We start from the raw sequence: 23151 nt of genomic DNA, 5'->3' as shown, positions 1-23151 counted from the left end.
GGGTTCGCACGCTCATTAGCAGGTTTTCGGGTTGCCCGTAATGCGGCCGTTACCTTGACAGGCTAAGGGCCGAACGGCGCCGAGTCAAAGTTTGACGTTATACGTGTTGCATTCACGTGCATCCACAAGCCACCCGGGGCCGAGTCGAACACCCTATTCCCGCGCACCCGCGCGGGACTTACCAGCCAACCCGGTGAACGGCGCGTAACGTGGGTTTCATGGAATTCAGATATCTCGGAAACAGCGGCCTCAAGGTCTCGGCTATCACCTACGGCAACTGGCTCACCCACGGTTCGCAGGTCGAGAACGACACGGCGATCGACTGTGTCAGGGCGGCCCTCGACGCCGGGATCACCAGCTTCGACACCGCGGACGTCTACGCCAATACGGTCGCGGAGAAGGTGCTCGGCAAGGCCCTCAAGGCCGAACGCCGCGAGTCACTCGAGGTCTTCACGAAGGTGTTCGGGCCCACCGGGCCGAAGGGCCCGAACGACTCCGGTCTCTCCCGCAAGCACATCCTCGAGTCGATCGATGGCTCGCTGCGGCGCCTGAAGACCGATTATGTCGACCTCTACCAGGCTCACCGCTACGACGTCGAGACCCCGCTCGAGGAGACGATGCAGGCGTTCGCCGACGTCGTACGCCAGGGGAAGGCACTCTACATCGGGGTGTCCGAGTGGACGGCCGACCAGCTTCGCGCCGGACACGCGCTCGCCACCGAGCTGAACATCCAGCTCATCTCGAACCAGCCGCAATACTCCATGCTGTGGCGGGTCATCGAGGCGGAGGTCGAGCCGGTCTCACGCGAACTCGGCATCAGCCAGATCGTCTGGTCTCCGATTGCCCAAGGGGTGCTCACCGGTAAATACAAGCCGGGAGCGGCACTGCCGAAGGGCAGCCGGGCCACCGACGAGAAGGGTGGCGCCAAGATGATCGAGCGGTTCATGACGGACGAGGTGCTCACATCGGTGCAGGAGCTGAAGCCCATCGCGAAGGAGCTCGACCTGGATCTGGCGCAGCTCGCCATCGCCTGGGTGCTGCGCAACTCGAACGTGGCATCCGCGATCATCGGGGCCTCCCGCCCCGAGCAGGTGACGGCGAATGCGAAGGCGGCAGGGGTGAACCTCTCGGGCGAGACCCAGGCCCGCATCGATTCCGTGCTCGGGAATCTGGCGGAGTATGACCCGGCGCGAACGCACGAACAGTCGCCGAAGTCCCGCGAAACCTGAATTGCTCGATCGGGAATAAGTTGCCGATCAATGCGCTTGCATACATCTGAGCCCCGGCTCATCCCTGTCAGCTCTATCAAAGGACGTCAATCATGACCACGCTCAGCGCAGAAACCATTCCCGGATACGTCGCCGGAACCTGGAAGCTCGACCCCACCCACTCCGAGATCACCTTCTCGGTTCGCCACCTCGCGATCTCCAAGGTGAAGGGATCGTTCGAGACGTTCGACGTCACCGTCGAGACCGGCGAGAACCCGCTCGACACGAAACTGACCGCCTCGATTGACGTCGCATCGGTCAACACCCGCCAGAAGGACCGCGACAACCACCTCCGCACGGGAGACTTCTTCGCAATCGACGCGCACCCCACGATCGAGTTCGCCTCGAGCGCGGTGCGCCAGGACGGCGACGTGCTGCACATCGACGGCGACCTGACCATGCGCGGCGTCACCAAGCCCGTCACGTTCTCCGGCGAGTTCGGCGGAATCATCGTCAACGGCTACGGACAGACCGTCGCCGGCGCGTCGTTCTCGACCAAGATCAACCGCCACGACTTCGGCGTGAGCTGGAACGCGGCCGTCGAGGCCGGCGGCCTCACGCTCGGCGACACCGTGTCGATCTCCATCGACGCGCAGGTCGCGCTCCAGGCGTAAGCCAGCCAGTCCGACGCTGCGGCACCCGAACGAACATGTCGGGTGCCGCAGTCACGACGGTACCGCGGGCCGCGTGTTCCCGGCACCCTCGGGCTCCCCCGCAGCCGAACGAGCCGGTGTCGACCTTTCCGGAGCCCGTGCTGCACCTCGTGAACGGATTCGTGCTCCCGATCGACGAGCCGGCGCACATCGCAGGAGTCGCCTACCCTGAGATCATGAGCCCCGCCCGCAGTCAACGCATCGCGGGCATCGTGCTCTTGTTCGGATTCGTCTATCTCGCGTTCGAGTTCATCGCGGCGATGGCTTGGGTCGATCCACCGTACGACTGGGCAGCGAACTACATCTCGGACCTCGGCTTCGCCGACTGCGCTGTCGTCGAGGGGATGCGACTGTGCTCGCCGCTGCATCCGCTCATGAACGCCGGCTTCCTGGTGCAGGGCACGGTCTTCACCATCGGCAGCATTCTCGTGGTGCGCCTCATGCTCCCGGAACGCTGGACGCGTGTGCTCGTCGGTATTCTGCTCGTGATCTCGGGGGCGGGCACATTCCTGGTCGGCATCTTCCATCAGAGCCTCGGGCTCTACGAGGCCGGGCTGAACTCTTTCCATGTGTTCGCGGCCTTCCTGGCCATCGGGGCGGGAAACATCGGCATCGTGCTGCTCGGCCTTCTCGTGCTCGGCCAGCGGGAGTGGCGAGGGTACGGCATAGCCGTGCTCGCGATCGGCGTGATCGGGATCGCCGCCGGCCTGCTGCTGTTGGCCCGCAATGACCTCGGGCTCGGCATCGGCGTGGTCGAACGGATCGCCGTCTATCCGCTGAACGCGTGGACGATCGGTACCGGCGTCGGGCTGCTCGTGAAGGGCGTCCGAGACCGGAGGCGATTCGCCCGCGCGCGGGCCGCCGCAGCGACGCCGTCCCCCGCCTGACACCGCCCTGTCAATCCCGCACGTCGTCCGTGGCCCGAATGGGCCCGGATGCCTAGCATGGGGCCATGAACGATCTCCCGTTCTGGCTCGACCGGCCCGTGGAGCGATGATGTTCTCGGTCTACTACCGCACCCCCCGCGACGAGGCCCTGCGCGTGCTGTTTCTCGTGGAGCAGGGTCCGGCGCGCCTCGCCCGGTTGCGGGAGCTGTACACCGGCCGCCACGACGTGCTCGACGCGCTCTGGTGGCGGCTTCACCCGCGCGAGACGTCGCCGCGCGGCGTTGCCGATCCCGTGATCGAGCGTGACGGCCTTCAACGGCAGGCGTTCTCGCGCGAGGGGGAGACGGCGCCGACGCTCGAGCAGCGTGACCTGATCACCGGTGCCGCGATCCGCTTGACGGCGGACGAGCACCGCCTGCGCGAGCTCGACGCCCACCTCTCCGAGGATGCGCGCGCCCTGGACGCGGCCGTCGCGAGGTTCGGCGCGGACTTCCCGGCGGGCGAGGCGGCGGGCGTCCCGGCGATGGTTTCGAGTGCCGACAGGGGGTCCGATGCCACGTCGCCGCCGTCGACAGTGCCCGCGACCGCGACGCCGCCCGCGCCGACCAGATGGCGCCGTCGGCTCATCGCCGCCCTTGCCGTCGGGCTGGCGGCGCTACTGGGTGTGAACGTGTTCCTCGCGATCCGGCTGGAACAGGTGTCACGACGACTCGATACGATCGCCCGGCAGGCCATCGCTGACCCCCGCGCGCGCTGGGACGAGGTGGACGCCAGCTCGGCATCCGCCCTGCAGGTCTTTACCCGCGCCCAGACGATCAACGATGTCTACCCGGTTCAGCTGCCGATCGCGTACGACCTCCGTGATGTACGCAGGCTCACACCTTCGGTGCGAACCGGCGCATTCGAGCTTTACACGGTGCTCGCCCATCCCGGTGACGTCTGCCTTGTCGCGGTGCTCCCCGACCTGTCGAGCTCGAGCACCTGCTCCGCGGTGAGCGACTTCGCAACGAACGGGCTCACCGTCACCTCCACCGAGCTGGTCGGCTTCGACGATCGAAATCCGGTGGTCCGCGAGATCACGTGGCGTCCGAACGGCGCGATCGTGCTCGCCATCCGCTCCTGAGCGCGCCCGTCAGTAAAAGGCGCGCACGTGGGCCGCATACCCGCCGGGCGTGCGGCCCGTGGTGCGCGCCGACGTCTGCACCCAGCACTGCGCGTTCGATTGGATGACAGCCCCCAGCCGGCGGAGGTTCTCCACGAGCGCCACGTCCTCGTGCTCCGGGTAGGCCGGGAATCCACCTGCCTCGAGGTAGGCATCCGCCCGCACCCCGAGGTTGGCGCCGTGCACCCGCGCGATCGCCGGCGCCGCAGCGTGGCGGCGCTGCCAGTCGCGGTACTTCGACGGCGAGAGGTCGCGCGGGTCGGGGCGGATCGCGCCGAGCATGACGACCGCACCCGCCCTGGCGGCCTCGACGTGGTGTGAGATCCACTCCCCCGGCACCGTCGAGTCCGCGTCGGTATTCGCAAGCCAGAGCCGGGCGGCAGGCGCCAGCGATCCGTCGATCACGTGCCTGACTCCGTGTTCGCGCGCGGCGCCGACGTTGCGGAACTCGACCTCGAGCGCCTCGACCCCCGGCCAGCTGGTAGCTATTGCCGCTGACCCGTCCGTACAGGCGTCGAGCACCACGACGACCCGCAGCCTCCGCAGCGGGTGCGTCACCCGCCGCACCGCGGTGTCAATCGCGGCGAGGCAGGCTGGGAGATGCTGGACCTCGTTGTTCACCGGGACCACGACCGCGACCTCGTCGAGGGGATCGCCCGGGCTCACGCGTCGTGGCCAAGCAATCCGGTCTCGCGGGCCACCGAGCGCGCGGGAGGGCGGACGAGCACATCCAGCAGGAAGTCCTCCTCGCGGTGTTCGGAGAGCACCTCGAAGGCCGGATGCGCCCGGAGGGCCGCATGGACGTCATCGCCCGTCTCGGGATAACCCTCAACCGGATGCCGCCAGTGGCAGGCCACAATCACACCGTCGTCCGTGAGCGACGCCTCGATGTGCTCGAGCGCGACTTGCAGGTCCTCGGGGCTCCAGTAGTAGGCGACCTCCGAGATCACGACGAGGTCGAAGGTGCCCGCCGGCCATTCGATCGGGGTGTCGGCGCGCACGACCGTGACGTGCGCCTGCTCGATGAGGCGCGTGCGAGCGCGGCTGAGGGGCTGCTCGGCGATGTCGGTCGCGATGATCTCGGCGCAGCGTCCGGCGAGTTCGGCGGTGAGCACGCCAATCGAGCATCCGACCTCGAGCGCCGAGGCGAACAACGGCCGCGGGAGGGAGGCGACGGTGAGCGCGCGCTTGCGGATCTCATACCAGCGCGTCTCGAAGCCCCAGGGATCCTCGCTGCCGGAGTAGAAGTCATCGAAGAACTCCCGCGTGAGCGTGCGGCTCCCGACGGGTGTGATGAAGACCTCGAACGGTCGGCTGAAGTACTCGTGGAATTCCTCGCTGAGCAGCCGCTCGTCTCCCGCTGCGTCAGAGAGCGGAGCATTCTGGCTCTCGTGTGCGGAAATCGCCATGTCCTTGGCGCTGCGCTCGTCACGCTCGAGCGCGAGAGTCACGAATCGGCTCCAGGGCACGTCCTCGTCGCTCGGCTGCGCCCAGTGCCACATCCACACTGGGTATTCGAGAAGTTGGGCACCACGAGCGCGCGCGACCCGCGCTGCCACGGCCCCGGCGACCTCGTGGTCGCCATGCCGATCATGACGCCACGGCGCGACGATGAGAGTCCCCTCCGCGAGCTCGAGGGACTCGAGGTGGGCGGCCAGCTCGCTCGCATGCTGGCCCAGCGCACCGTCGGGGAGGTCGAGAAAGTCGACCGTGGCGAACGGCGCGACCATCTGAACCGCCTTGAGCACCTCGCTGCGCCGCAGGAGGGCGATCTCCTCCGGCGAGGTTGTCGGCGACCCGGGGTGTGACGCCTCACCGTTGGTCGCGACGACGAGGTGCACCGGCACGCCGAGATGTGTCGCGTGCGCCATCAGCCCGCCCGCGCCGAGTGACTCGTCATCGGGGTGCGCCGACACCACGACGAGTCTCCGGAAGTCCGACAGGGTGAGCGCCGGGACCTCCTGCCATCTGGGCGCCGTCAGCCACTCGTCCTCCGGCGTGCCCTTCTGACGATGATCGAATTTCACCATGGTCGTGCCTCTCTCGTGATCAGGGCGCGGCCGATTTCTGCCTCGTCCCGCTCGGCGTGGTCCTGACGAAGGTACAGCTCGAGGTCGGCGACGCGGCCGGCGTGGCGGGCGTCGAGGGCGAGCGGGGCTGGCCCCATCGCGTGCGCGCTCCGGCGAATGATCTCCTCCGCCGAACGGGCGACGATCGAGCGTGTGCGCCCGGCGAGAATCCGTGTCTCGCCGCGGTCCGGTTCGCCCCGGTCGATGCTCGCGGCCGCCGCAGACAGCGCGAGGCGCCCGATCTCGACCTGCACGTCTGTCGCTCCAAGGTGCATCAGCGCAATCTGGTCGGGGTCCCTGGTACGCGCACTCTCGTCAATCGTGCGCGCAATTCCGGTCGCCGCACCCCACCAGACCGCGGCAACGCCGATCCCGCCCCACGCGAAGCCGGGCCGGGAGAGGTACCACCCGTCGTCACCGATCGCCACGGCGGGAACGGCGCCCAATTCGATCGGTCCACTCTCGACTCCCGGCAGGCCCCTGGCGAACCACTCACCCTCCCCCAGCCGCACCCCGTCGTGGGCGAGGTCGATCGCGAACAGCCGCCGACCGCCCTCGGTGTGGGCGGTGACGAGGGCGTGGGACAGTCGCCCCGCGAGCGAGCACCACGGCTTGACCCCCTCAAGCACCCACGATCCGTGACGACGTGTCGCGGTGACCCGCAGGCTGGCGCCCTCGGCGGCGAACACTCCCCAGGCGCTGCGCTCATCCGCTCCGACGACACCGACGTCGGCAGCGTGGGGCAGCTGCCCGAGGATGGCGAGGGCGTCGAGGTGCGGCTCGACGACGCGCGCGACCGACACGTCGGCGGCGGCAATTGTCGCGAGGGTCGACCACAACGCCGGCGTCTGTCCGACCCCGGGCAGCGGCACAGCCGGCCCGAGTTCGACGGCGAGCTCGATCGCAGCAGCGATGCTGCCATCAGTCGCCAGCACCCGGGCGTACAGGGCGTCGAGCGTGTTCTCGAGGGCGCCCTGCCCGGGGTCAAGCGGCACGGCGGCACGGCGGGAGTGGACCATGCACCAAATCTAAGCTGGCGCGCCGGAAAATCCTGTCACGAGATGCCGCAGGTCAGGCGATCGAGCACAAGCGCGGCCATCGGCGGGCCGGCTCACTCCACTACCCGCGAGCGCACCGCTGCGGCGAGGAGGGCCACCTGGACGCTGCCGCCCTTGGTGCCCTGTCGTCCGATCTCGACGAAGCCGATCCTCGTGTGGAACGCGAGGGACCGGGGATTGGGCGGTTCGACATTGACCTCGCAGGTGACCTCGGAGCGGCCCGCTGTGCGGGCCAGCCGGAACGCATGGTCATAGAGCAGCCGACCGATTCGCTGGCCACGGCGCGCCTCGTCGACCACGATGCGATCGACGTAGAGCGAGTCGGCGCCGCGCTGCTCGAAGAAGCGGTAGTTCTCGCTCGCGTAGTCGCTGCCGGGATCGAATCCGATCAGGAACCCGTACAGCTGCTGGGTCTCATCGTCGACGACGCCGAACGAGTGGTCGCTCAGGGCGATGAGCACCGCGAGCTCGTCCGCCGTCGTGAACGGCACGGCCGGGACCGCCGCATTGTTGAGTTCCGCCACCCGGGCGAGGTTGTCGGCGAGCAGGTCGCGAATGGCTAGGGGCACATATCGACCCTAGCGGCGCGGGCTTCCCTCGGCGGGAAGGATGACCCAGAGCAGTGCGTAGACCACCCACATTGGGCCGGGGAACAGGCTCAGCACGATCCAGAGGACGCGCACGGTGGTCACGTTCCACCCGAGGCCATTCGCGAGTGCTGCGCAGACGCCGGCGAGGACCCGGCCGGACTTGGGGCGTTGAAGAGTAGTAGCCATACCCCCACCCTGCCTCACTCGGCGCCCGAGGTGTAGTGGGTTAACCCGCCGAATGACCGGTGATACTAGAATCCGAAGTCGCCGCCGAAGTCACCGAACCCGCCTCCGCCGAAGTCGCCACCGGCATCCCCTCCGCCAGCGTCGCCACCGCCGTCGCCGGACTCCGCGGCGCTGGCCTCGCCGCCGGCATCCATCGGCAGAAACGCACTCACGAGCGCCGAGCCGATGACGTATCCCGCCACGGTGCCGAGCAGGGAGCTGCCGACCATGCCGCCGAAGCTCATGCCGCCCTGCCCCGCTCCGCCGAAGGTGCGGGTCAGGGTGCCCGGCTGCTGCAGCTCCGTGCGAGTCGCCGCCTTCGCGAGCGTGGCCGGTGCCGCATCCGCGGGGCGCTCGCTCGGGTTGGGGTTCTCGCTCAGCCGGGCGAAGAGGAGATCGCGCTGCTCGACGGTCAGCTTGCCGAAGGCTTCGGTGTGCACCTGCTCGATCGTCTCGGGCGGGGCGGTACGAAGCAGGTACTCGTAGCGCTCGACGGCGATCTCGTCGTCGGTGCGCTGCCCGGAGCCCTGCTGGGCCGTGCGGCGCTCCGGTTCCGGCAGTTCGCGGCCGAGGATGCGGTCGAGGAATCCCATGTCATGCTCCCTTTCACAAATTTGATGACCAACGATCGCAGCGCCGGCTGGGGGTGCGCTGGGGGTCAGGAGTCGTCGCTGTCGGCGTCCCAGACGGGCGGGGCCAACTCGAGAAATTTGTCGAGCACCTGCGCGGTTACGAACGGCCCCTCACCGTCGGCGCGGAGTTGCGGCTCGTCGAACTCGATCCACCACCACTGTCCACCACCGGCGGCACCCCAGACGCCCGCGAGCGCGGAACCGCCCGATCGAAAGACGATTCCGCTGGGCTCGGACGGCCACGGCGACCGCTCCGTCTCGGATGCGTCGCGGACGAAGACCTGTGCGCCGATTCCGATGGCGCTCGCGTGTGAGGACATACCGCAAGTCAAGCACGCCGGGAGTCCGCTGGGCGTTTGCCGTGGTTGCCGCTCCGCCGCTCCGCCTCGCGACAAGATGAACCATGAGTCCGACTAAGCGCGCGTCCAGAGCAGTCACGTTCAGTAGATACGGAGGAGTCGACGCGTTGGAACTCGTCGAGTCGCCGCCGCCCGTGCCGGGTCGTGGCGAGGTCGTCGTCGAGGTCCTCGCCGCCGGGATCAACCACATCGAGGCGTACGTGCGGCAGGGGCTGTTCGCCGACGACGTCCCCGTCGTCTTCCCCCAGGGCCAGGGAACCGACTTCTCCGGCCTTGTCACGGCGATCGGCGAGGGGGTCGCGTCGTTTGCGAAGGGGTCTGAGGTGCTCGGTCATGCCGTGATGGCATCCCACGCGAACTACATTGTCGTACCGCAGTCGAGCCTGGTCGCTAAGCCCGCAAGCCTCTCCTGGGAGGTCGCAGGCAGCCTGTTCCTGGCGGGGCTCGCCGCGAACGACGCCGTCGAAGCGGTGCGGGTCGCTCCCGGCGACGTCGTCGTCATCTCCGCCGCCGCGGGCGGCGTCGGAAGCATGGAGGCGCACCTCGCCATGGCGAAAGGCGCGACGGTAATCGGCACCTGCGGCGAGCGTAACTTCGACTACCTTCGCCAGATCGGCGTCAAGCCGGTTGTCTACGGCGACGGGCTCGCCGGCCGGATCCGCGAGATCGCCCGCGGGAATGTCAGCGCCTACATCGACAACTTCGGCAGGGATAATCCGGCGGTCGCCGAGGAACTTGAGGTGGCCCCCACGAGATTTCGTTCGAGCGAGAATCGCCGCGACATCGAGGTGCAGGCGCTGAAGCCCACCGCCGAGCAGTCGGAGGCCCACACACGGGTGCTCTCGAAGCTCGCCGGACTCGCTGCCGATCGCACCCTGAACGTGCTGATCTCCGGGTTCTATCCGTTCGAGCGGGTGCACGACGCCTTCGAGGATCTCGAGCAGCGTCACGCGAGAGGCAAGATCGTGCTCGGCATGCGCCCCGTAGACAATTCGTTCCATGGCCTCGGCAACCGCAAGGTGCGCGACGAGCACGAGCGCACCTGACCTGCGGCGGCCTCAGCCGCGGGTCGCGTCGTCCGTGACGAAGTCGATGAGTTGCTCGACCCGCCCGAGCAGAACCGGTTCAAGGTCGGCGAAGGTCGAGACTCTCCCGAGGATCCGCTGCCAGGCACGGGCGACGTCCGCCTGCTCCTCGTGCGGCCACCCGAGCGCCTCGCAGATTCCATGCTTCCACTCGACCGATCGGGGGATTTCGGGCCACGCGGTCAGGCCGACCCTGGCCGGCTTCACCGCCTGCCAGATGTCGACGAACGGATGGCCGACGACGAGCACGTGGGATCCGTGCCGGCCGCGCGCGACGGCATCCGCGATTCTGCTCTCCTTCGAGCCGGGAACGAGGTGGTCGACGAGGACACCGATGCGGCGGTCGGCACGCGGGGAGAAGCTTGCGACGATGGACTCGAGGTCGTCGACGCCCTCGAGGTACTCGACGACGACACCCTCGACACGGAGGTCGTGCCCCCACACCTTCTCGACGAGTTCGGCATCGTGCCGGCCCTCGACGAAGATGCGGCTCGCGCGGGCCACCCGGGCTTTGACGTCGGCGACCGCGAATGAGCCGGATGCCGATCTCGCGGTTCCGGCCGGTGCACGGCTCGGCAGGGTGAGCTGCACCGGTTCGCCCTCGAGGAGGAATCCGGGGCCGAGCGGGAACACCCGGACGGCGCCACGGTAGTCCTCGAGGTGCACGAGGCGCCCCTCGACCCGGAGGACGGCGCCGCAGAAGCCCGTGGCGGTCTCCTCGATGACGAGGTCACGCACGGCCTCGACCGCGCGGGCGGCCTGTCGGGGCGTGCGCTTCGAGTAGCCCGCCAGCACGTCGCTGCTATACCTGTCGTCGCTCATTCAGTGAGGCTAATAGCGACTTTGACTCATAGCCAGCAGACACCCCGTCTGTCAATCCTTCCGGCCGATGCAAGAGATTCGCGACTCAGCGGCTAGTGTTGTATCTGAAGTTGAAGTGCATCGCACGTCGCAACGCTTTTCGGAGCGTCTCACAGGGAGAGCGAATGCGGGCTCCTCGGCGCGTGGCCCCGACGTTCGGGTCCCGCATAGCACTCCAGGAGGAGCTTGCAATGACTACAGGTACTGTGAAATGGTTCAACGCTGAAAAAGGCTTCGGCTTCATCTCCCCCGACGACGGAAGCGCCGACGTGTTCGCGCACTTCTCCGCCATCGCGGGCAACGGCTACAAGTCGCTCGACGAGAACCAGAAGGTCGAGTTCGATGTCGCCCAGGGCCCCAAGGGTCTTCAGGCTGAGAACATCCGCGCTCTCTAAATCTCACACTCGCAGCCCGGCTGCGATGTAACGCGAAAGACCCGCTCCCTCGTTGAGCGGGTCTTTTGCCGTTAACGAGCGGCTGTCGTCGCCCCGCCGTTCAGGCGCGGTTGCCGGCGAGGATGTCGGCGATGGTCGGGGAGCCGGCACGGAGGTCGGTCGTGATCGAATCACCGGCGCAGACTGTTCCGGTGGAAATGACGCGGAGGTAGGCCCCCGGACGGCCTGCGACGGTGAATCGCTTGACCCAGCCTCGGGCATCCCGGCCGCCGACCCAGCGGGCGAACGTCTGGCACGGCTGCCGGGGCATCGTCACCTCGACAACGACCGGATTCGCGCGCTCACCGATCGTCCAACGATCGCCGACACGGGCGCCCGAGACGTCGATGCCCTCGGTGCGGAAATTCTCGCCGAACCAGCCGGGCGGCAGTGAGCGACCCAGCTCGCCCTCCCAGTAGTCCGCATCCTCCCGGGCGTAGGCATAGACGGCCTTGTCTAGGCCACCGTGGTGTGCGCGGTTCGCCTGCACATCGGCGAAAAGACCGAGCTTTCGCACCCCGACAGCGCCCGTGGCCGCTCGCTTGTCGATCGCCGTGATCCCCACTGACCCGTCGTCGTCGCGCAACGCGTGCACGACACACGCCGCTAGAAGCGACGCCACGGATCAGCCGTCGACGCGCTTGAGCAGGTGGTAGGGAACGGCAACGCCGAGCGAGATGGCCCCCAGACCACCGGAGAACATGATCCAGTTGAAGGTCGTGCCGTCCCAGGCGTAGCCCATCAGCACGATGCCGCCGACGAAAAGGGTGAATCCGATCACGAAGGCGACGATGTTCATTGGAGTCCTCTGTTGTTCGACTGGCGGTCGGTGCCGATGGCCAGTTTAGCCGCTGGACCGCGGTGCCGTGTCGCGTTGCGGTCGCCCCGTCACTGGGCAACGCAATCGGTGGCGCGTACGGTGGATACATGACAAGAACTGACGGCACGAGCGACGCGGATGCCGAGCTGCGCGACGTGATTCGGTCCATCGACGCGATCGGCGAGGGCGCCTCCGGGCATGAGGATCCGACGGGGGCGGCCGAGCGGAAGCGCGCCGAGCAGGCTGGCGAGGACTGACGCCGACGCCTCTGCCGCGCCGTTCACCGCGCGGCGCTGACGCGGCTAGGGTGCGAGGACCCCTGTCGCGACGAGCTCCCGGATGCGCGGGTCGAGTTCGGCGCGCAGCGCGCTCTCGTCGGTGTGGAGCAGGTCGGCGAGCGCCGCGACGATCGCGGCGACGCTGAGGTCTCCGTCGCATGCGCCGACGAACGCGGCGAGAGCCGTGCCGAGCGGCGCCGAGCGACCGAACCCGCCGCCCTGGCGCAGGGTCATCACCGTGGGGTCCTCCGCTCCCGGCCAGTAGTGCCTCTCCTCGGTGACGTCGCCGGCGACGATGAGCCGGGCGCGGCCGAGGTCGTCGACAGTGCGGGCCGACTGCCAGTCGTGCGCCGCGAGGCTGTCGGCGAGGTGCGCGCCGATACCCGTCGGGTTGTGCCCGAGCGGGCCGGAGAGCCGTTCGAGCCGGCGGAGGGTTGGAGCCGATGCCGGGCGGCGCAGCGTCACGTAGCCGAAGCCCACCGAGCGCACATCGCGGGTGGCGAAGTCGTCGAGCCAGGCGCCCAGGAGATCGTCGAACTGGTGGCCGGGCGTCGTTCCCCCGTCGCGGATCCACGTTTCCGCGTACAGCGCAGCATCCTGCACCTCCCGCTCGACGATCCAGGCGTCGAGCGGTTCGGCGCCACGCGGCGCCTCGAGCCACCCCGCAATGCGCTCGAACGCGTCAGCGTCGCCCCGATATTCCCAGTTGCCGAGGAACTGGGCGACTCCGCCGACCGTGAGGTGCCCTGCCGCACCGCGGATGACCGCCTCGACGAGCTCGTCGCCGACCATTCCGCCGTCGCGATAGTCGTAGGCGGGCACGTCGCCCGAGCGGGGGGTGATCACGAACGGAGGGTTTGACACGATGTGGTCAAACCGCTCGCCCGCGACAGGCTCGAAGAGGCTGCCGAGCCGGAACTCGATGTTGGTAACGCCGTTGAGCGCGGCGTTGAGGCGCGCGAGGTCGAGTGCGCGCTCGGAGATGTCGGTCGCGACAACCCGGCGGGCATGCCTGGATGCGTGCAGGGCCTGGATGCCACAGCCCGTGCCGAGGTCAAGCGCGGTGTCGACCGGGAGCTGGATCATCAGGGCGCTGAGCGTCGAGGAAGCGCCGCCCACCCCGAGCACGTGATCCTCGCGCAGCGGACCGCCGGTCGCGGTCTCGCCGAGGTCGGAGAGGATCCACCAGGCGCCGACGCCGTGGCTGTCGACGAAGCTGTGCTGGCGCAGCTCGAGCAGGGGTGCGACCAGGTGCGCCCCCGCCGCCGCCAGTCCGAGCGCGATCGCCCCTTCGGCGCCGAGTGACGGGAGCGCGGCGGCGAGATCCTGCCGCGGCACCGCATAGCCGAGCACGAGGAATCGGGCGAGGACGCTCAGCGGGTCGGCGGTGCGGAGGGCGCGAAGTGCTGGAACGCGCTGCCCGCGGCGGAGCGCCGCGGCGGCATCCGTTCCCCACAGGTCCGCGAGGGCCTCGTCGCCGAACCGGGCGGCCGTGAGGTCGGCACGCAGCCGGTCGATGAGCGCGGCGTCGATCGCTGCCCCGGTCACACGCTGTGCACGGCGATGACGTTGCCTGCCGGGTCGGTGAACCACGCGATGTCGGGACCGTGGCCGCGCATGATGCCTCTGGCGTCGGTGCGGATCTCCTCGTCGGGGTAGATCTTGGTCGCGACGCCGAGCGCGGCGAGCTCGTCGACCGCTGCGTCGACGTCGGCGACCGGGAAGTTCAGAATCGTGAACGATGCGGGGATGTGGCTCGCCTTCGCGTAGGCGAAGACTGCCGCACCGCCGGGCAGGCGGATCTCGAGGAACCCGGTCGAGCCGTCGGACACGTCGAGCCCGAGCGTCTCGCCGTAGAAGCGCCGCGCCGTCGCGAGGTCGTCGACGGAGAACGAGCTGTAGGCGGTGGTGGTGTCGAACATGGTGTGCTCCCGATTCGTTGCCGAGACTCCAGAATCTCATGCCGCGGCGGTTAGGCTTTAACCGGTCAGTCCGTCGAGGGGAGTGCAGTGAAGCCGCTCAGCGCGGATGATATCCGCCAGTGCATCGTGAATGCATCCCGCGGCGAAGCCCTGCGGATGCCGCTTCCGGGCCTGCACGAGGTGATCTGGGAGCAGCGGGAGTATCTCGGCTGGCGCGACCCGCGGGCCCCGCTCCGCGGCTATCTCGTGCACTGGGTCGGAGACCGGCCGGTCGGGATCGTGCTGCGCGCGTCGAGCGGGCGGATGTCGCCGGGCATCGCAGCAATGTGCTCGCTGTGCCGCACCACGCAGCCGTCCGACCAGGTTCGGCTGTACACGGCACCTCTCGCCGGCCAGGCTGGCCGGGACGGCAGCACGATCGGCGCCTACATCTGTGCCGACCTCGCCTGCTCGCTCATGATCCGGATCATGCCGCCGCCATCGGCGGTGCAGCCCGACCCCGCGGCCGTGGTCACCGCGCGGGCCGAGGGGTTGCTTGAGCGGGTGCGCTCGTTCACGGCCGACGTCGCGAAGACCGCAGGCTGACGGCTCCGCGCCAGCCGAGCAGGAATGCCGCGAGAACCACGGTCGTGACGGCGACGAAGCCCGGCTGAATCCCGTCGCCCGCCATCGCTCGCAGCAGCAGGCCGACGACGACCGTCGAGGCCCACACGGTCAGGCCGGGCACGAGCGCGAAGGGTCGGCGCCACGCGCGGGCGAGCGCCCACCCGGCGGCGAGGCCGGCGAGGAAGGGCCAGGCGGTGCCGAGCACGCCGGCCACCGTGATGCCTTCAGCGTGGCTACTCCGCCCGACCAGCACGAAGACGAGCACCGCAACGACATCGATCGCGGCCGCCAGAGCAACCCGCCTCGAATGAGAAATCGTCGACGGAACGACGCGGTCGCGAGAAGTGATGGGCATGGCTCCACGCTAGCCCCGCGAAGCGAGCCACAGCGATGAGCGGACCGCGCCCCGCTGAGGGATTTCTCGCGAACGCCAGATACGCTTCATTTCGGATGAACGTCTTTTTCGATTGCAGATACGTACGCTGGACGACCCACGATGGCGTGAGCCGCTACTCGGTGGGGGTCGTCAGTGCGCTCGCAAAGCTGACCGCCGTGACGATGCTGATCAACGACGAGAGGCAGCTCGCCCAGCTGCCGGATGTGCCGTGGGTGAAGGTTCCGGCGGCGGCCGACGTGCGCGAAATCGCGATGGCTAGGTACCTCAATCGTCTGCATCCCGACGTCGTCGTCTCGCCGATGCAGACCATGAGCTCGATCGGGCGCAACTTCCCGCTGGTGCTGACCGTGCACGACCTCATCTACTACCGCCACCGCACTCCCCCGCCCGAGCTGCCGCTCTGGCTTCGGCTCGTCTGGCGCGCCTACCACCTGATGTGGTGGCCGCAGAAGGTGCTCCTCAACCGCGCGGATGCCGTCGCCGTCGTCTCCGAGACGACCCGCGACCTCGTGCTGACGCACGCCCTGACCCGCCGACCCCTCATCCTGGCCCCCAACGCCAGCTCGCTGGTTCCCGAACCCGGCTTCGACCCGATCCCGCACGCCGAGCGCACCCCCGACCTCGTCTACATGGGCTCGTTCATGCCGTACAAGAATGTCGAGCTGCTCGTGCGGGCGATGGACGAGCTGCCCGGCTACCGGCTGCACCTGCTGAGCCCGATCGCCCCGGACGTGCGCGACCGGCTCGAGGACCTCGGCGTCAGCCGCACCGCCCTGATCTTCCACCAGGGAGTGTCTGACGACGAGTACGTCTCCCTGCTCACCAACGCGACCGCGCTCGTCACGGCATCCTTCGACGAGGGGTTCGGAATTCCGCTCGTCGAGGCGATGGCGCTCGGAACCCCGGTCATCGCGAGCGACATCGACATCTTCCGCGAGGTGGCAGGAAAGGCCGGGACCTATTTCGACCCGCACGACCTGGACGCCTTTGTGACGGCCGTTCGCACCCTTGAAAGCGAGAAGCGGTGGTCCGAACTCTCGGCCGAGAGCGTCGACCAGGCGGCACGCTGGAACTGGACGCGATCGGCGCGACAACTCTTCGACGGGCTGACCGAGCTGCTCGAGAAGCCGTAGCGCCGGCTAGGTGCGCTCCTCGGCGACGCTGTTGCCGCCGTCGACGACGATGACCTGCCCGGTCACGTACGAGGCGCCCGGAGTCACGAGCCACGCGATCGTCGACGCCACCTCCTCGGCGGTGCCACTGCGCCCGATCGGCACGCGCAGTCCCTCCGCCGCCTCGCTCGCCAGCTGCGAGCCCGTGGCGATCCAGCCCGGCGCGACCGCGTTCGAGGTGATCCCCGCCGCCGCCTCGTCGACCGCGAGCGCGCGGGTGAGGCCGATCATGCCGGCCTTCGCAGCCGCATAGGCGACGTCCGCCCGGGCGGCCATGACGGCGCCGGTGACGCTCGAGACGTTGACGACGCGCCCCCAGCCCGCCAAACGCATCCCCACGATGAGCTCGCGGGTCAGGAGGAACGCGCTCGTGAGGTTGACGGCGATGCCACGGTCCCAGCCGGCGACGGGCATCGTGGCGTCCCCCGACGGCATCCCCGCATCGCCGACACTCACCATGCCGGCATTGTTCACCAGGATCTCCGGGGCGATGGATGCCGCGGCGAGCCGCTCGGCGAGCGCGGCGGTGTGGGTGTCCGAGTCGAGCTGCACGACGAACCCGGTCGCATCGATCCCGAGGCTCCGAAGCTCCTCGACCCGGTCGTGCACGCGACCCGTCGTCGCGGTGATCACGACACGGGCGCCGAGCGAGCCGATCGCGCGGGCGGAGGCGAACCCGATACCGCTGGGGCTGCCCGCTCCGCTCACGAGCGCGGTTCGTCCCGCGAGGTTCCAGGCTGCCGGCAGTGTCATGGCCCCAGCGTAGCGATGAGGCTACTTCTTGATGACCTTGAGGATGCGCGCGAAGGCGTGACTGCCGACCCAGAGCACCGGGATCAGCACGGCCAGCAGGCTGATGATGTTCGGTCGGAAGGTCGGGCCGTTCTCCCCCGTCACGTAGACGCCGAGCGGGATGCTCATGCCGCCTCCGCCGCCGCCCGCGTTGTCCTTGTCGTCGCTGCCGCCGCCGAAGCCGAACTGCACCCAGGCCACCGGAACGACTTCGACACCGCCCATCATCACCGGATCGCCGTAGCTCGCCTTAACACCGAGCGAGCTCATCTTCTCGGCCAGATTTTCCACTAGATTCGCCATGCCGCCGACCCTACCTCTCCCCGCTGCGGGGCGGTCAACGGCTTGCGCAGGCGAATCCAGCACACACTCACGGCCAACAGGGCGTAAGGTTTCGGTACCGAAGCCGTCCGTGCTTCCGAGGGAGGGATGCCCTATGGCAGACAAATCACCGAAGAAGAGCAGCGGCAAGACCGTTGCTGCGAAATCCCTCAAGGAGAAGCGCGCCGACAAGAAGTCGAAGTCCAACTCCAAGAGCAACGCGGCTTAATCGGTCTTAGTCGTACAGGAGGGGCCGGGCACATGTGCCCGGCCCCTTTCTCGTGCCCACCGGCACCGAGGAAATAATCCGCGGCCCCTGCCGTGTTCCATCTGACATGCCACTTTCCGGAGTCTACGAACCGAGCACGTCCGATTGGGCCCGCAACCAGGCCGAGCTGTACGAGCGCTCGGGCGGCACCGAGGGCACGACAATGCGTGGCATGCCCGTCATCATCCTCACCACGGTCGGCGCGAAGTCGGGCAAGCTGCGCAAGACCGCGCTGATGCAGGTTGAGCACAAGGGCGAGTACGCGGTCGTCGCCTCTCTCGGCGGGGCTCCGAAGCATCCGGTCTGGTACTTCAATATCGTCGCCCACCCTCACGTCGAGCTGCAGGACGGCCCGGTCAAGCGGGACTACCTCGCGCGGAAGGTCTCCGGCGAGGAGAAGGCCCTCTGGTGGGAACGAGCCGTCGCCGCCTACCCCGACTACGCGGACTACCAGGCCGGCACGGACCGGAAGATCCCCGTCTTCGTGCTGACACCGGTCGCCGGGTAGCCCGACCCTCCCAACTCCTTTCACTATTCAGGAGCCAGTCCGGTGACCGTCAGCGTGCCGCCCGAGGAACTCCTTTCATTATTCAGGAGCTCAGCGGCGGCATTCCGCGGCTGCGCGCATCAGGACTGCGTTGGGCGCTGGAATCGTGCGGCGGATGCGGTCTGACGCGGCATCCGCAGCATCCGTCCGCCCGGCATCACGACCACTCCACCACAACTCCTGAATAATGACAGCCCCCAGCTGGCCTGCGACCAGCACGGACGAAGGACCGTCACCGGCTGCCCCACCACCACTCCTGAATAGTGACAGCGATCAGTCGAGGGGCAGCGTCGGCACGTCTGCCGGCTCGAACCGCATGACCTGGCCGTAGAACGAGAGCTCGGCCTCGGTTGCACTGACGATCGTCGAGGCGCGGCGGAAGCCGTGCGACTCCCCCTCGAAGGCGAGATAGGCGTGCGGGATGCCCTTCGCCACGAGGGCGCCGCGGAACAGCTCCGCTTGCGACGGCGGCACGATCGGGTCATCGAGGCCCTGCAGCAGCAGCACCGGGGTCGAGAGCCGGTGCACGTTGTTGAGCGGCGCCCGGGTTTCGTACAACTCGGCCGCGTCAGGGAGGGCGCCGATCAGCCCGTCGAGGTAGCGCGACTCGAAGTCGTGGGTGTCGAGCGCGAACTGGGACAGCTCAGCGACCCCGAAGTACGACGCGCCCGCCGCGAAGACCTCCGACCCGGTGAGCGCGGAGAGCACGGTCCAGCCCCCGGCCGAGCCCCCGCGGATCGCAAGCCGGGCGCGGTCGGCGAGTCCCGCATCCGCGAGGCCGAGCACCGCCGCGATGGTGTCCTCGACGTCGACGACCCCCCATTGGCTGCGGAGCCGTTCGCGGTATTCCCGCCCGTATCCGGTCGATCCGCCGTAGTTCACGTCGACGACGCCGATGCCGCGGCTCGTGAAGTAGGCGATCGTCAGCGAGACCGCCGCCGAGACGCGCGAGGTCGGGCCACCGTGCACGAAGGCGATGTAGGGCGGCAGCTCCCCCTCCGGCGCCTCGAAGTCGGGATTGCGGGGCGGGTACACGAAGGTGTGCACGTCGCGGGCGGCCGTGAAGGTGCGGCTCTCGGCGAGAGGCAGGTAGGCGGCATCCGGCAAGGCGTCGACCCCGAGCCGCACGTCCTCGAGCGCGCCGGTGCCGAGGTCGAGGACGCGGAGGCCGGTGGGGAGCACGGAGCTGCCTCCCGTGAGCAGTACGCGATCGCCGTTGCGAGCGCCGAGCGAGATTGTCGTGAGCCCGGTGTCGAGCCACTCGATCGTGCCCGAGGCGGGGTCGACCAGCACGAGGCTGTCGTCGCCGTGGGTGCGCACGGCGAGGATGCGCCCGCCCTGCAGATCGAACCAGCGCAGGCCGAGCACCCAGAGTGCGCCGGCGTATTCGGCCTGCTCGGTGAGCACGTCCGTGCGGGTGCCGTCGAGGGCGAAAGCCGCGAGGTTCCACCAGCCGTCGCGGTCGCTCACCGCGAGGAGGGACTCGTCGTCCATCCACTCCGGCTGGAGAACCGACTCGGTCGCCGACCCGGCGATCGTGCGCACGTTGCGCGCGGTGCCGTCGTCGGCAAGGTCGGCGAGGCGCAGCTCGGTGCCGTCCCACGGCATCTGCGGGTGGTCCCAGGCGACGAAGGCGAGGCGGCGCCCGTCGGGCGAGAAGCGCGGATAGGCGAGGAAGTGGGCGCCCGAGACGATGGAGCGGATGCCCCGGGCCCCCTCCGCGGCCGAGCCGTCGAGGGGAACAGCGACGATGTCCCGGGCGAGGGACTCTGCGTGGGTCTCCCTCACCGCGATGATCTCATCACCTCGGATCGCGAGCTCGCCGAAGCGGAAGCCACCCTCCGCCGGCGTCAGCGGCACCGGCACCTCACTGCCCGCGTCGAGGCGGTAGAGGCGCTGGTCGGTGAACTCGGCGAAGACGAGCGCACGGTCGGCGGTCACCGTCCAGGCGCCGCCGCCGTACTCGTGCACCCGCGTGCGCGCATTCCACGGCGCCGGCAGCACGTCGACGGGTGCGCCGTCGTCGCCCGCGGTGCGCACGGCGAGCCGTCCACCCTCGCTCGGCCGCAGTTCGAGCCACCAGACGTCGTCGCCGACCCATGCCCCTCCGCTGACCGGATGCCCGCTCGCGGCGAGGTCCTGAGCGGAGATCGGCGAGCGCCAGGACCCGTACGGAGATATCGTCATGGACCCATTCTGCCGCGCCTCGTTTCGCCGGCGCGGCAGATCGGTTCGTAAGCTGGGCGAATGCGATTCGGACTCTTCATTCCTCAGGGCTGGCGGCACGACCTCGTCGGCATCGATCCGGCCGAGCAGTGGACGGTGATGAACTCCCTCGCCCAGCACGCCGATGCCGGCTCCTGGGAGTCGATCTGGGTGTACGACCACTTCCACACCGTGCCAGTGCCCTCGGAGGAGGCCACCCACGAGGCGTGGACGCTCATGGCCGCATTCGCCGCAACCACCTCGCGAGTGCGGATCGGCCAGATGTGCACCTGCATGAGCTATCGCAACCCTGCCTATCTGGCCAAGGTCGCCGCGACCGTCGACATCGTCTCGGGCGGGCGAACCGAGATGGGCATCGGCGGCGGCTGGTACGAGCACGAGTGGAAGGCCTACGGCTACGGCTTCCCGAGCGCGGGAACCCGGCTCGGCCGCCTCCGCGAGGGCGTCGACATCATGCGCCAGGCCTGGACCACCGGATCGGCGACGCTCGACGGCACGCACTACAAGGTCGACGGCGCCATCGTCCGTCCGCTGCCGCTGCAGCCCGGCGGCATCCCGCTCTGGATCGCGGGCGGCGGCGAGAAGGTCACCCTCAAGATCGCCGCGGAGTACGCGCAGTACACGAACTTCGCCGGCACGCCGGCCGAGTTCGAGCACAAGAGCGAAATTCTGCGCCAGCACTGCGCCGACGTGGGCACCGACTTCGACGCGATCGTGCGCTCCGCCAATTACAACGTGATCATCGCCGACACCGAAGCAGAGGTCGCCGACCGCATCGCCGCGGTGCGCGCGCGGGTGCTCCCCCACCTCGGTGAGGAGCGGGCGGATGCCTTCGTGGGCGAATACGCGGCGGGCGCGATCGCCGTCGGCACGCCGGATCAGGTCGTCGAGCGCCTGCGCGACATGCAGGGGCGTGGCCTCGGCTATGGAATCTTCTACTTCCCCGAGGCCGCCTACGACCGCTCCGGCATCGAGCTGTTCGAGCGTGCCGTCATGCCGGCGCTCGCCTAGCCCCGATGTCGGCGTCCCCGCTCCCCCGCAGCACCCCCGAGGCGCAGGGTGTCCCCTCGCGCGCCGTCCGCGAGTTCCTCTCCGCCGTCGCCGACGGCAGGCAGGAGCTGCACAGCATCATGCTGCTCCGGCACGGTCATGTCATTGCCGAGGGCTGGTGGACACCCTTCGCTGCCACCCTCCGGCACGAGGTGTTCTCGGTCAGCAAGAGCTTCACCGCCACCGCGGTCGGTATCGCGATCCACGAGGGCCTGCTCGGCCTCGACGACCGCGTCGTCGACCTGCTGCCCGACGACGTCCCGGCCGCGGTGGGTGAGAACCTCCAGGCGATGCGGGTGCGGCACCTGCTCGCGATGAACGCCGGGCACGCCGAGGACACCCTCAGCGCGCTGCACTCGCCCGAGCGCAACTGGGCCCGCGCCATCCTCCGCCGGCCGGTCGAGAACCCGCCCGGTGGAGCCTTCGTCTACAACACCGGTGCAACCTACCTGCTGTCGGCGATCCTGCAGCGCCTCACCGGGCAGCGACTTCTCGACTACTTGACCCCGCGCCTGCTTCAGCCGCTCGGCATCGAGGGCGCCAGCTGGGAGGCCTGCCCGAGAGGAATCGACGTGGGCGGCTGGGGCCTCGCGATCACCACGGAGGACCTCGCGAAATTCGGCCAGCTCTACCTGCAGCGCGGTCGGTGGGGCGGCGCTCAGCTGGTGCCGGCGGAATGGGTGGATGCCGTGCACGAGCGCCAGGTGTCGAACGGCGATCCAGGCGAGGCCGACGATTGGACGCAGGGCTACGGCTACCAGTTCTGGCTCTGCCGGCACGGGGCATACCGGGCGGACGGCGCGTTCGGTCAGCTGGCGATCGTCATGCCGGAACAGGATGCCGTGCTCGCGCTGACGAGCGCGCTGAGCGACACCGCGGCCGTCGTCACCGCGGCCTGGGACCACCTGCTCGCGGGTCTCTCGACGACGGGGCCGCTTCCGGAGGACCCCGCCGGGCACGCGGAACTTAATGCGGCGCTGGCGGCACTGGCGATCGCGCATCCTGCCGGGTCCGCGGTGTCGCCGATGGCGGCATCCGTGTCCGGGCGCGACTACGACCTCGCCCCCAACGTCGCCCACCTCGAGGGTGTCCGCGTCGTGTTCGCCGCCGACCGCGCCGAGCTGACCCTGCGCGACGAAGCGGGTGAGCACCGCATCGACTGCGGCCGTGGTGCGTGGATCACGGGCACCGCTCGCGTTCCCGAGGCGGGCAGCTTCCGCCGCACACGGCGGGCCGCGGTCGCCGCGTCCGGCGCCTGGGCCGACGAGTCGACCTTCGTCGCGCGCCTGCAGGTCTACGAAACGCCCATCGCGCTGCTGGTCGAGTTGACCTTCGACGGCGACGAGGTCACGGTGCGGCTCGCCCAGAACGTCTCATTCGGGCCGACCGAGCTCGCCCGCAGCGTGGGGGTCGCGCGCGACTCGCGCCACCTGGCCGCCACCGAGGCTCGTCGAGCGGAATAGATCAAT

Annotated in this window: 28 protein-coding genes; 12 read left to right on the top strand and 16 right to left on the bottom strand. The window is 69.0% G+C overall.

Translation table 11 applies throughout. From position 1 onward, the window contains the following. Positions 1-218 precede the first annotated feature (218 nt). The 4 genes from ABIB15_RS04690 to ABIB15_RS04675 all read left to right on the top strand — a co-directional run bounded on the left by ABIB15_RS04690 (position 219) and on the right by ABIB15_RS04675 (position 3931). A complete protein-coding gene (locus ABIB15_RS04690) occupies positions 219-1229 on the top strand; it encodes an aldo/keto reductase family protein (RefSeq protein ID WP_354475671.1) in 1011 nt (336 codons plus the stop codon). Between the two features lie 92 nt (positions 1230-1321). Continuing rightward, complete coding sequence (locus ABIB15_RS04685; RefSeq protein ID WP_354475670.1) at positions 1322-1882, top strand: YceI family protein; 561 nt, start codon at positions 1322-1324, stop codon at positions 1880-1882. Between the two features lie 116 nt (positions 1883-1998). After that, entirely contained in the window at positions 1999-2808 is an 810-nt protein-coding gene (locus ABIB15_RS04680; RefSeq protein WP_354475669.1) for a DUF998 domain-containing protein, read from the top strand. Positions 2809-2914: 106 nt separating this feature from the next. Then, positions 2915-3931, top strand: a complete 1017-nt coding sequence (locus tag ABIB15_RS04675) for a hypothetical protein (RefSeq protein ID WP_354475667.1) — start codon at positions 2915-2917, stop codon at positions 3929-3931. A 9-nt stretch (positions 3932-3940) separates the two neighbouring features. Here ABIB15_RS04675 and ABIB15_RS04670 read toward each other — a convergent pair whose 3' ends face one another. The 7 genes from ABIB15_RS04670 to ABIB15_RS04640 all read right to left on the bottom strand — a co-directional run bounded on the left by ABIB15_RS04670 (position 3941) and on the right by ABIB15_RS04640 (position 8864). Further along, positions 3941-4636, bottom strand: coding sequence for a glycosyltransferase family 2 protein (locus ABIB15_RS04670; RefSeq protein ID WP_354475665.1), 696 nt, complete (start codon positions 4634-4636; stop codon positions 3941-3943). Then, positions 4633-6000 (bottom strand): PIG-L family deacetylase, encoded by a 1368-nt coding sequence (locus ABIB15_RS04665; protein ID WP_354475664.1) that lies wholly within the window; start codon positions 5998-6000, stop codon positions 4633-4635. Before ABIB15_RS04665 ends, ABIB15_RS04670 begins: the two co-directional genes overlap by 4 nt. Beyond that, positions 5994-7058 carry an acyl-CoA dehydrogenase family protein gene (locus ABIB15_RS04660; RefSeq protein ID WP_354475662.1) on the bottom strand — a complete coding sequence of 355 codons (1065 nt, stop codon included), beginning with the start codon at positions 7056-7058 and terminating at the stop codon, positions 5994-5996. The genes ABIB15_RS04665 and ABIB15_RS04660 overlap by 7 nt, the downstream gene beginning before the upstream one ends. Before the next feature lie 92 nt (positions 7059-7150). Further along, positions 7151-7666: a GNAT family N-acetyltransferase gene (locus ABIB15_RS04655; protein ID WP_354475660.1), complete on the bottom strand. Its 516-nt coding sequence runs from the start codon at positions 7664-7666 to the stop codon at positions 7151-7153. Between the two features lie 9 nt (positions 7667-7675). Then, positions 7676-7873, bottom strand: coding sequence for a PspC domain-containing protein (locus ABIB15_RS04650; protein ID WP_354475658.1), 198 nt, complete (start codon positions 7871-7873; stop codon positions 7676-7678). Between the two features lie 65 nt (positions 7874-7938). After that, positions 7939-8505 (bottom strand): hypothetical protein, encoded by a 567-nt coding sequence (locus ABIB15_RS04645; protein ID WP_354475656.1) that lies wholly within the window; start codon positions 8503-8505, stop codon positions 7939-7941. Between the two features lie 65 nt (positions 8506-8570). Beyond that, complete coding sequence (locus tag ABIB15_RS04640) at positions 8571-8864, bottom strand: hypothetical protein (protein WP_354475654.1); 294 nt, start codon at positions 8862-8864, stop codon at positions 8571-8573. 83 nt (positions 8865-8947) lie between these two features. On the opposite strand from ABIB15_RS04640, the gene ABIB15_RS04635 reads away from it, so the two are divergent. Further along, on the top strand, positions 8948-9949 hold the full coding sequence (locus ABIB15_RS04635; protein ID WP_354475652.1) for an NADP-dependent oxidoreductase: 1002 nt from the start codon (positions 8948-8950) through the stop codon (positions 9947-9949). Positions 9950-9961: 12 nt separating this feature from the next. On the opposite strand, the gene ABIB15_RS04630 is transcribed toward ABIB15_RS04635, so the two are convergent. Beyond that, positions 9962-10810: a DUF3097 domain-containing protein gene (locus ABIB15_RS04630; RefSeq protein WP_354475650.1), complete on the bottom strand. Its 849-nt coding sequence runs from the start codon at positions 10808-10810 to the stop codon at positions 9962-9964. Between the two features lie 230 nt (positions 10811-11040). On the opposite strand from ABIB15_RS04630, the gene ABIB15_RS04625 reads away from it, so the two are divergent. Continuing rightward, a complete protein-coding gene (locus tag ABIB15_RS04625) occupies positions 11041-11244 on the top strand; it encodes a cold-shock protein (protein ID WP_161886984.1) in 204 nt (67 codons plus the stop codon). A gap of 100 nt (positions 11245-11344) precedes the next feature. On the opposite strand, the gene ABIB15_RS04620 is transcribed toward ABIB15_RS04625, so the two are convergent. Then, entirely contained in the window at positions 11345-11905 is a 561-nt protein-coding gene (locus tag ABIB15_RS04620; RefSeq protein WP_354475648.1) for an MOSC domain-containing protein, read from the bottom strand. 3 nt (positions 11906-11908) lie between these two features. Continuing rightward, the gene (locus tag ABIB15_RS04615; RefSeq protein WP_354475646.1) at positions 11909-12082 is read right to left on the bottom strand and encodes a hypothetical protein; all 174 of its coding nucleotides are present in this window, start codon (positions 12080-12082) and stop codon (positions 11909-11911) included. A 128-nt stretch (positions 12083-12210) separates the two neighbouring features. Here ABIB15_RS04615 and ABIB15_RS04610 point away from each other — a divergent pair, with 128 nt between their 5' ends. Continuing rightward, positions 12211-12360, top strand: a complete 150-nt coding sequence (locus tag ABIB15_RS04610) for a hypothetical protein (RefSeq protein ID WP_354475644.1) — start codon at positions 12211-12213, stop codon at positions 12358-12360. Positions 12361-12405: 45 nt separating this feature from the next. Here the strand turns inward: ABIB15_RS04610 and ABIB15_RS04605 are convergent, their stop codons facing one another. Next, a complete protein-coding gene (locus ABIB15_RS04605; RefSeq protein ID WP_354475642.1) occupies positions 12406-13929 on the bottom strand; it encodes a DUF7059 domain-containing protein in 1524 nt (507 codons plus the stop codon). After that, positions 13926-14303, bottom strand: a complete 378-nt coding sequence (locus ABIB15_RS04600; RefSeq protein ID WP_354475640.1) for a VOC family protein — start codon at positions 14301-14303, stop codon at positions 13926-13928. Before ABIB15_RS04600 ends, ABIB15_RS04605 begins: the two co-directional genes overlap by 4 nt. An 87-nt stretch (positions 14304-14390) precedes the next feature. On the opposite strand from ABIB15_RS04600, the gene ABIB15_RS04595 reads away from it, so the two are divergent. Then, positions 14391-14888, top strand: a complete 498-nt coding sequence (locus ABIB15_RS04595; protein ID WP_354475638.1) for an FBP domain-containing protein — start codon at positions 14391-14393, stop codon at positions 14886-14888. Here the strand turns inward: ABIB15_RS04595 and ABIB15_RS04590 are convergent. Beyond that, positions 14857-15264 carry a DUF3054 domain-containing protein gene (locus ABIB15_RS04590; protein WP_354475637.1) on the bottom strand — a complete coding sequence of 136 codons (408 nt, stop codon included), beginning with the start codon at positions 15262-15264 and terminating at the stop codon, positions 14857-14859. The genes ABIB15_RS04595 and ABIB15_RS04590 overlap by 32 nt on opposite strands. Positions 15265-15410: 146 nt before the next feature. Between ABIB15_RS04590 and ABIB15_RS04585 the strand changes: the two genes are divergently transcribed. Further along, complete coding sequence (locus tag ABIB15_RS04585; RefSeq protein ID WP_354475635.1) at positions 15411-16439, top strand: glycosyltransferase family 4 protein; 1029 nt, start codon at positions 15411-15413, stop codon at positions 16437-16439. 6 nt (positions 16440-16445) lie between these two features. Here ABIB15_RS04585 and ABIB15_RS04580 read toward each other — a convergent pair whose 3' ends face one another. Together ABIB15_RS04580 and ABIB15_RS04575 are read right to left on the bottom strand one after the other, a co-directional pair. Further along, positions 16446-17231, bottom strand: a complete 786-nt coding sequence (locus tag ABIB15_RS04580) for an SDR family NAD(P)-dependent oxidoreductase (protein ID WP_354475634.1) — start codon at positions 17229-17231, stop codon at positions 16446-16448. Positions 17232-17252: 21 nt separating this feature from the next. Beyond that, positions 17253-17573 (bottom strand): hypothetical protein, encoded by a 321-nt coding sequence (locus ABIB15_RS04575; protein WP_354475632.1) that lies wholly within the window; start codon positions 17571-17573, stop codon positions 17253-17255. 353 nt (positions 17574-17926) lie between these two features. Between ABIB15_RS04575 and ABIB15_RS04570 the strand changes: the two genes are divergently transcribed. Continuing rightward, positions 17927-18367 carry a nitroreductase family deazaflavin-dependent oxidoreductase gene (locus ABIB15_RS04570; protein ID WP_354475630.1) on the top strand — a complete coding sequence of 147 codons (441 nt, stop codon included), beginning with the start codon at positions 17927-17929 and terminating at the stop codon, positions 18365-18367. Between the two features lie 312 nt (positions 18368-18679). Here the strand turns inward: ABIB15_RS04570 and ABIB15_RS04565 are convergent, their stop codons facing one another. Beyond that, complete coding sequence (locus ABIB15_RS04565) at positions 18680-20593, bottom strand: dipeptidyl-peptidase 5 (RefSeq protein WP_354475629.1); 1914 nt, start codon at positions 20591-20593, stop codon at positions 18680-18682. Positions 20594-20653: 60 nt separating this feature from the next. On the opposite strand from ABIB15_RS04565, the gene ABIB15_RS04560 reads away from it, so the two are divergent. Both ABIB15_RS04560 and ABIB15_RS04555 read left to right on the top strand, forming a co-directional pair. Beyond that, positions 20654-21643, top strand: a complete 990-nt coding sequence (locus ABIB15_RS04560) for an LLM class F420-dependent oxidoreductase (protein ID WP_354475628.1) — start codon at positions 20654-20656, stop codon at positions 21641-21643. A gap of 5 nt (positions 21644-21648) precedes the next feature. Continuing rightward, positions 21649-23145 carry a serine hydrolase domain-containing protein gene (locus ABIB15_RS04555; RefSeq protein WP_354475626.1) on the top strand — a complete coding sequence of 499 codons (1497 nt, stop codon included), beginning with the start codon at positions 21649-21651 and terminating at the stop codon, positions 23143-23145. Positions 23146-23151 lie beyond the last annotated feature (6 nt).

The organism is Marisediminicola sp. UYEF4 (assembly GCF_040546025.1).
Classification (GTDB): Bacteria; Actinomycetota; Actinomycetes; order Actinomycetales; family Microbacteriaceae; genus Marisediminicola.
Note: the sequence above shows the minus strand (reverse complement) of the source record. Positions and strands in the feature narration are given on the sequence as shown.